Source organism: Lacihabitans soyangensis (genome assembly GCF_024343775.1).
In the GTDB taxonomy this organism is placed as follows: Bacteria; Bacteroidota; Bacteroidia; order Cytophagales; family Spirosomataceae; genus Leadbetterella; species Leadbetterella soyangensis.
On record NZ_RJUF01000139.1, the window covers coordinates 1 to 1971 of the forward strand.

At 38.9% G+C, this 1971-nt stretch carries 4 protein-coding genes; 1 reads left to right on the top strand and 3 read right to left on the bottom strand.

Features of this window, described 5'->3' with window-relative positions; all coding sequences use genetic code 11:
• Positions 1-395: group II intron maturase-specific domain-containing protein (locus EGI31_RS15050; protein ID WP_310586221.1), on the top strand; the 395-nt coding region annotated here is incomplete at its 5' end.
• Positions 396-472: 77 nt separating this feature from the next.
• Here the strand turns inward: EGI31_RS15050 and EGI31_RS15055 are convergent.
• Genes EGI31_RS15055 through EGI31_RS15065 form a run of 3 tightly spaced genes read right to left on the bottom strand, consistent with a single transcriptional unit; the run spans position 473 to position 1655 of the window.
• Positions 473-682, bottom strand: a complete 210-nt coding sequence (locus EGI31_RS15055) for a GDCCVxC domain-containing (seleno)protein (RefSeq protein ID WP_255037991.1) — start codon at positions 680-682, stop codon at positions 473-475.
• Positions 682-1284 (bottom strand): mercuric transport protein MerTP, encoded by a 603-nt coding sequence (gene merTP, locus EGI31_RS15060; RefSeq protein WP_255037992.1) that lies wholly within the window; start codon positions 1282-1284, stop codon positions 682-684. The genes EGI31_RS15055 and merTP overlap by 1 nt, the downstream gene beginning before the upstream one ends.
• The gene (locus EGI31_RS15065; protein WP_255037993.1) at positions 1281-1655 is read right to left on the bottom strand and encodes an ArsR/SmtB family transcription factor; all 375 of its coding nucleotides are present in this window, start codon (positions 1653-1655) and stop codon (positions 1281-1283) included. The genes merTP and EGI31_RS15065 overlap by 4 nt, the downstream gene beginning before the upstream one ends.
• Between the last annotated feature and the right edge of the window lie 316 nt (positions 1656-1971).

Genomic DNA, 1971 nt, shown 5'->3' on the forward strand with positions numbered 1-1971 from the left:
CACCATTGAGTTTCGATGAACGTAACACAAAACTGAAACTACTGCAACGAGGATGGGTCAACTATTTCAAACTTGGAAATATAGGCAGCAAACTCAAAAGCATAGACAGTTGGACAAGAAACCGTTTACGATATTGCATTTGGACAGACTGGAAAAAGCCAGAACGGAAACGTAAGAACTTGATACGACTGGGAGTTCCACCAAGTAAAGCCTACCAATTTAGCAGAACCCGAAAAGGAGGATGGGTAATAGCCCAAAGTCCTATAATGGTAACAACTATCACACTAGAACGCCTAAGAAAAAGGGGATACGAAAGTATGAACGATTACTATGAAAAGGTAAGTCCGATGTTTAATGAACCGCTGTATACGAGACCCGTACGTACAGTGGTGTGAGAGCCTCTCCCTGCTAGGGTTTCCTAGTGGGGCAGGCTACTCGATTATGTGCAGCCCTTTTTTGTTCGTCCGCTTGTCTATTTGCAGCAACTTGTCCCTGCTTGTATAGGCGGACAAGGTACAGTTCCGTAACTACAAAATACGCAACAGTCGCCCTGCAAAGGTTTTAGTGTTGTCTTGCAACTCTCACACTCGTAGAAAAATTGGCAAGCATTTGTTGGCATTTCTTCCGTTTTTTTGTGTCCGCAGTTTGGGCAAGTTATTTCTGATATTAAAATTGTGTCCATTATGAAATGATTTTGCTTTTTAGGGATTTGTAGCCTGTCGAGTTGATGGCTTTTTCGATTTCTTCGATGCTTGTTTGTTTAGAGTCAAACTTTACAATGGCGTTGCCTTTTTCGTAGGAAACTACAACTTCCGCAATGCCTTTTAGTTTGCTAATTTCTGTCTTTACGTGATGTTCACAACCCGAACAAGTCATACCCTTAATTGTAAACTCCGCCTTTTGAATTTCGGAAGTCGTTGTAATAATTGTCTTGCTTTCTGTCTTCGGAAAGAAGATATGGGCATAACTTGGGAATGATAAAAGTAGAACTGTCATAACGGTAATAATTCCTAAAAATGATTTCGTTTGCATAAAATTTGGTTTTTGAGTTGTTTCACAATTACAGTCAATTTGTTTAGTTGGTTTAAGTTTTTGATACCAAGCAAAACCAAGAACCAAAATCGTCATACCAATAAAATATGGTCGAAATGGTTCAAGCCACGAAAACGTAGAAGCAAGCCCGCTTGAACCTGCCACGATTGCCAAAACTGGCGTAATGCAACACAAAGACGATGCAATTGCTGTCAAAAGTCCTGCACTAATGAGTTTGTTGTCTGTTTTCATATTGTTTCCAAAATTTTATTGTCGTCAAGTATTTTAAAAAATGGTTTGAGCATTTTCTCATATTCCTTTGTCAATGAGTAAAAAATTGTCTGTGCTTCTTTCTCTGACTGAATAAGTTTGCGGTCTTTCAGTTTTCGTAAATGTTGCGAAATGGCTGAAATTGTCATACCCAAAATGTCGCTCAAATCACAAACACAAAGTCGGTTTTCTTCGTAGAGTAAAAACAAAATTTTTAGTCTTACGTTGTTACCTGCCAATTCAAGTCCGCTTGATAAAATGTCAAACGAGCCATTGAGTTCTGAAACTCTGTCCTTACAACGGAAAATCTGTTTTGTGTCCGCCTGTTGTCTAATGCAAATAAAGTCTTCCATAATGCAAAGGTAGCAAAGTTTCTTATTTAAGCAAATGCTAAAATACAAAAGTCCATAAATAACCGACAAATTTAGGTTTGTCGGTCAGTCCGTTGATAGTCGTTCTGTCGCTTCGTAGGGTTGCACATAACGTTTTGGGGCTTTGCGAAGGTGGGGAAATCGAAGTACAAATGTTTAATTAGCACAAATGTTCAATAGAATTCCAATGTTCAAATTTAGTACAAATGCCCCACTTTTGCAAAACCCCTGTGTGTGCCCAGTATGGACATCGAGTACGAAAGTACAAATAAACTCTAGAAGGTGCAAGTCGAAAAGA

What these genes read in the sequence shown, in the direction of transcription:
- EGI31_RS15055 (WP_255037991.1), bottom strand. Translation starts at nt 682, where the DNA reads ATGGACACAATTTTAATATCAGAAATAACTTGCCCAAACTGCGGACAC.
- merTP (WP_255037992.1), bottom strand. Translation starts at nt 1,284, where the DNA reads ATGAAAACAGACAACAAACTCATTAGTGCAGGACTTTTGACAGCAATT.
- EGI31_RS15065 (WP_255037993.1), bottom strand. Translation starts at nt 1,655, where the DNA reads ATGGAAGACTTTATTTGCATTAGACAACAGGCGGACACAAAACAGATT.